The 3,322-nt window shown below is 63.8% G+C and carries 2 protein-coding genes and 2 pseudogenes; 3 read left to right on the top strand and 1 reads right to left on the bottom strand.

The window, feature by feature from the left end; genetic code table 11:
- Positions 1-220 precede the first annotated feature (220 nt).
- A pseudogene (gene asd / locus GZ093_RS20615) lies at positions 221-1,054 on the bottom strand (archaetidylserine decarboxylase); the annotation flags it as partial.
- Positions 1,055-1,339: 285 nt separating this feature from the next.
- Between asd and GZ093_RS20610 the strand changes: the two are divergent.
- The 3 genes and pseudogenes from GZ093_RS20610 to GZ093_RS20600 form a co-directional block, all read left to right on the top strand.
- Entirely contained in the window at positions 1,340-2,842 is a 1,503-nt protein-coding gene (locus tag GZ093_RS20610) for an FAD-linked oxidase C-terminal domain-containing protein (RefSeq protein ID WP_296489589.1), read from the top strand.
- 6 nt (positions 2,843-2,848) lie between these two features.
- On the top strand, positions 2,849-3,205 hold the full coding sequence (locus GZ093_RS20605) for a CidA/LrgA family protein (RefSeq protein WP_296489588.1): 357 nt from the start codon (positions 2,849-2,851) through the stop codon (positions 3,203-3,205).
- Positions 3,189-3,322 (top strand): annotated as a pseudogene (locus GZ093_RS20600) (LrgB family protein); the annotation flags it as partial. The gene GZ093_RS20605 and the pseudogene GZ093_RS20600, both read left to right, overlap by 17 nt.

The raw sequence follows: 3,322 nt of genomic DNA, 5'->3' as shown, positions 1-3,322 counted from the left end.
CCGCCAGGATCACGCCCAAGGCGTCGCTCTGCGCCACGGCGCGCAAAGCCTGCGTCAACTCCAGCATGACGGGCAGGGCCAGCGCGTTGCGCTTCTCGGGCCGGTTCAGGGTCACGGTGGTGATGGGGCCGCTGGAGGAAACCAGTAAGTGTTGGTAGTTCATGGCGGCATTGTGGCCGCCTCGCCAGGACTGCGCAAGCGGATACGGCAAAGCCTGACTGGCCATGGCTTGGCCCAGGCGGATGGCGCCGGCGGGCGCCCAAGTGGGGTTGAACTTCAACGGGCCCTTGGGGAACAGCATCACCACGGTGGACCCGAGCAGGAAGCGGCCCATTTCCTCGCCCTGCTTCAATTGAATCGGCGGGTCGTCATAGCGCCACTCGCGCACCGCGATGGAGCGCGGCGGGTTCACCACGCCGTGCCACACCGTGGCCATGCTGCCGACAATGGTGGCTCCCACCAGCACCAGCACAAACGGGCCGCGCGCCGACTCAAAGACGCAAACCACGCGCTCGTTGCGAGCAAACAGCCCGGGCACACCGCGGGCGGTCGTGGGGTTAACCGAAAACAGCGCGCCCGGCACGTAGATCATGCGGCGCAAGACGCCGTCGCACGGCATGTGAATGCGGTGGTAATCGCGCGGGCTCAAGTACAGCGTGGCAAAGTGGCCATCAATAAACTGCGCGGCCAAGGCCGCATCGCCGCCCACCAGCGCGGTGCTGCTGTAGTGGTGGCCCTTGGCCTGAAAAATCTGATCGCCCACGATGGCGCCAAACTGACTGATAGCGCCATCCACCGGGCAGATCAGGTCAGCGCCGGCGAGCGGGCGCGCGCCGACTTTCAGGGCACGCGTGAAAAAGTCGTTGAAGGTGGGGTAGCTCGCCACATCCGGGTTGGCGGCCTCCTGCATGTTGACCTGGTAGCGCTTGACGAACCAGTCAATCAAGCCGGTGGTGAACTTGCCGCCATGGGCACCGGCCACTCTCCCGGCCAAGACGGTGATGGCCTGTTTGGGGAGCAGATACTGCACCAGCACGGCAAGACGGTCGAACATAGGAGTGGTTTACCGGTGGTTGCAATGGGCGGGATTGTACCCAGCGCCTCAAAGCGCCCACAGTGTGACAATGTGGGCTTGATGAGCGCTTGATGAGCGCTCCAGCGCTGCCGGTATTGCCTGCAAATTTATAAGAAATTCGCCTCTAGCCCTCGTATTTGTGGCGTAAGCAGCTATCTATTTGATAGTATTTGTTACGGTAAGTTGAGGCTATCTTTTTACAGCACCCAAGCCGGCCTCACCCGACAGTTGAGCCCTTTATTGATTTGACGCGTGGAATCCACCATGAATGCACCTACCTCTCCCGCAGCACCCACTGCACTGCAAAGAACAGAGCGCCAGGCGCAAGTCGTACGGGGGCTGGAGTCGGTGTTACCACGCCACGCCCTGCTCTGGAACCCCGAAGACACCACGCCCTATGAATGCGACGGCCTGACCGCCTACCGCCAGCGCCCGCTGCTGGTGGCCCTGCCAGAAACCGAAGCCCAAGTGCAGGCGGTGCTGCGCGCCTGCCACGCGCTGGAGGTGCCGGTCGTGGCGCGCGGCGCCGGCACCGGCCTGTCGGGCGGGGCCATGCCACACGCGCTGGGTGTCACGCTGTCGCTGGCCCGGTTCAACCAGATCATCAAGATCGATCCGATCAGCCGCACGGCCGTGGTGCAGTGTGGCGTGCGCAACCTGGCCATCAGCGACGCGGCGGCCGCGCATGATCTGTACTACGCGCCCGACCCATCGAGCCAGATTGCCTGCACCATTGGCGGCAATGTGGCGGAAAACTCGGGCGGCGTGCACTGCCTGAAGTACGGGCTCACCCTGCACAACATCGTCAAGATACGCGGTTTCACGATGACGGGGGAGGCGCTTGAATTCGGTTCGGACGCGCTCGATGCACCCGGCTATGACCTGATGAGCATCGTGATCGGCTCGGAGGGCATGCTGGCCGTCACCACCGAAGTGACGGTCAAGCTGATCCCGAAACCGCAGCTGGCGCGCTGCATCATGGCCAGCTTTGACGACATCCGCAAGGCCGGCGACGCGGTGGCCGCCATCATTGCCGCCGGCATTATCCCGGCCGGGCTGGAGATGATGGACAAGCCGATGACGGCAGCGGTGGAAGACTATGTGCACGCCGGCTACGACCTGAGCGCCGAGGCTATTCTTTTGTGCGAGAGCGACGGCACGCCGCAAGAGGTGGAAGAAGAAATTGGCCGCATGAGCGCCGTGCTGCGCAGCCACGGCGCGACCGCCATTGCCGTGAGCCGCGACGAGGCCGAGCGCTTGAAGTTCTGGAGCGGCCGCAAGAACGCTTTTCCCGCCAGCGGCCGCATCAGCCCGGACTACATGTGCATGGACTCCACCATTCCGCGCAAGCGCCTGGCCGACATGCTGCTGGCGATTCAGCAGATGGAGAAAAAATACCAGTTGCGCTGCGCCAACGTGTTCCACGCGGGCGACGGCAACCTGCATCCGCTGATTCTGTTTGATGCCAACATAGCCGACCAACTGCACCGGGCCGAGTTGTTCGGTGCCGACATTCTGGAAACCAGCGTCGCCATGGGCGGCACCGTCACCGGCGAGCACGGCGTCGGCGTGGAAAAACTCAACTCGATGTGCGTGCAGTTTTCAGTTGAAGAAAACGAGCAGATGTTTGGCGTCAAGCGCGCCTTTGACCCCAAGGGCCTGCTCAACCCCGGCAAGGTGATTCCGACGCTGCAGCGCTGTGCCGAGTACGGCAAGATGCTGGTGCGCGGTGGCCAGCTCAAGCACGCCGATCTGCCCAGGTTCTAAGCCGCCATGAACGGACTGCGTGGTTTGGCCTGGCTGCTGGCGCTGCAATCGATTGGCGAGCTGCTGGCGCGCGGCCTGTCGCTGCCCTTTCCTGGTCCGGTGATCGGCATGCTGTTGCTGCTGCTCGCTTTGCGCGTGCCAAGCGTGCGCGAACCGGTGGCGGCCTGCGCCACCTTTCTGCTGTCGCACCTCTCGCTGCTGTTTGTGCCGGTCGGCGTCGGGGTCATGACGCACCTGGGCCTGATCAGCCAGTATGGCGTGCGCATGCTGGTCGTGATCGTGCTGTCCACCTGGATCGGCCTGGCCGTGACGGCATGGGCCTTGCAGCTGTTCAGGGACAAAAGCGATGCCGAACTTCGTTGAGCTCTGGGTCTACCTCGCCAGCACGCCGCTGTTTGGGCTGACCGCCACGCTCGTGGTCTATGTGCTGGCGCAGGCCGGCTACGTGCGGCTGCGCCAGGCGCCCTGGGCCAACCCGGT

Source organism: Rhodoferax sp. (assembly GCF_010365055.1).
GTDB lineage: Bacteria > Pseudomonadota > Gammaproteobacteria > Burkholderiales > Burkholderiaceae_C > Rhodoferax.
The sequence above is the reverse complement of the archived record's forward strand: the minus strand, read 5'-3'. Positions and strand labels throughout refer to the sequence as shown.